This window comes from Rhodococcus sp. EPR-157 (assembly GCF_001647195.1).
Lineage (GTDB): Bacteria > Actinomycetota > Actinomycetes > Mycobacteriales > Mycobacteriaceae > Rhodococcoides.
Genome location: NZ_LVCV01000131.1, coordinates 1 through 1,569 on the forward strand (window position 1 = coordinate 1; position 1,569 = coordinate 1,569).

Annotated in this window: 2 protein-coding genes; both read right to left on the reverse strand. The window is 66.3% G+C overall.

Annotated features, from left to right (window positions below; all coding sequences use genetic code 11):
• Positions 1 to 1,028: MFS transporter (locus A2J03_RS05230; RefSeq protein WP_068370468.1), on the reverse strand; the 1,028-nt coding region annotated here is incomplete at its 3' end.
• Positions 1,025 to 1,569, reverse strand: a 545-nt coding sequence (locus A2J03_RS05235; RefSeq protein ID WP_156520213.1) for a pyridoxal-phosphate dependent enzyme, incomplete at its 5' end; no start/stop codon positions are given. The genes A2J03_RS05235 and A2J03_RS05230, both read right to left, overlap by 4 nt.

The window sequence follows — 1,569 nt, forward strand, 5'->3', positions numbered from 1 at the left end:
GACAGAGTCACCACCGTGTCCATCTCGAACGGAAACACCGCGGCGGTGCCGACCGCCAACAGTGCCGCGGTGAACACCAGGGCACCGGCGGCAGCCCACCCGCCCAGCGCGGCCGGGCTCGGCAGCATGATTAGCGGGAGGAACGCCAGTGCCATGATCGCCATGCCCACCACCAGGCTTCGCCCCGAACCCCACCTGCGGGACAACCAGGACGTGATCCGGAACTGCCCGGCGATAGCCACCACCCCGGAGACCACGAACAACGAGGTCACCAAGGCGGTGTCGGACCGGCCGTCACCGACCACCACCGCCGCCTGCAGCGGCAGCGCCAGATAGATCTGGAACGAGAGCACATAGGACCCGATCATCGCCAACGCGAACAACACAAAAGGCCGGTTGGCCACCACCACCCGCCAGTCCTCAAGTATTGATGTCTTGGCCACGGTCGTCTCGGCCCGGTGCGCGGGGAGCGTCCAGATCTGCACGATCGTGAGCACCGCGAAGACCGCAGCCGCTGCCAGTGAGGTGACCCTAAAATCGAAGGAGGTCAGAGCGAGACCGATCAACGGGCCCAGCAGAATCCCGGCCTGATAAAACACGTTGAACACCGCGAATGCCTCGACCCGCCGTGGCCCCGCGTCGGCGGCCAGATACGCCCGCACGGCCGGATTGAACAGCGCACCGGCGAACCCAGTGGCGGCCGAGGCGAGCAGGATCGCCGGCAGCGACTCCACGGCCGCGAGCAGTACGAAACCGGCAACCCGCAGCAGGCAGCCGGCGACGATCAGGGGTTTGTATCCGAGGCGGTCAGCGAGCGTGCCGCCGAGCAGGAACATCCCCTGCTGGGAGAAATTCCGCATCCCTAACACCAGCCCGACCGCCCAGGCCGCGAGGCCCAGAGGGCCGGCCAGATACCCGGCTAAATACGGCATCAGCATGTAGAAACCCACGTTGATGGAGAACTGGTTGACCATCAACACCTGGCTGGGCCGGTCGAAACTACGGAACTGGGTCAGAAGGTTTTTCATGAAACGCTCTCGGTGGGATCGACTACGGTGGCGCACCGGCTCCAGGCCGTCACGATCTGGTCGGTGGGGTGGTCGATGGTCGTCGGCTCGGTCGGCGGGTTTACGTCCAGCAGGCCATGCTCAGTGCAGTAGTCATCGTTGTAGATGGTGTCGAAGTAGCGCTGCGGTCCGTCGGGAAAGACGGCCGCGACCCGGGTCTCCGGCGGGCTAGTGCGGGCGATCCAGCCGGCCGCGAGGGCGACGGCACCGACGCTCCAGCCGCCGCTGGCGTGGTGGGTGGCCGCCAGCGTGCGGCACGACCACACCGCTTCGTGCGGGGACACCCAGTGCACCTCATCGAAGGCGGGATAGTCGATGTTGTCGGGATAGATGCTCGAGCCCAGTCCGCGCATGAGCCGGGTGCTGGCGGGTTGTCCGAAGATCGTCGATCCGATGGTGTCGACACCGACCAGTTTCAGGTTGGGGCAGAACTGCCGGAGCACCCGGGCCACGCCGGCGGAGTGCCCGCCGGTGCCCACCGAGCAAACCAGTGTGTCGACGC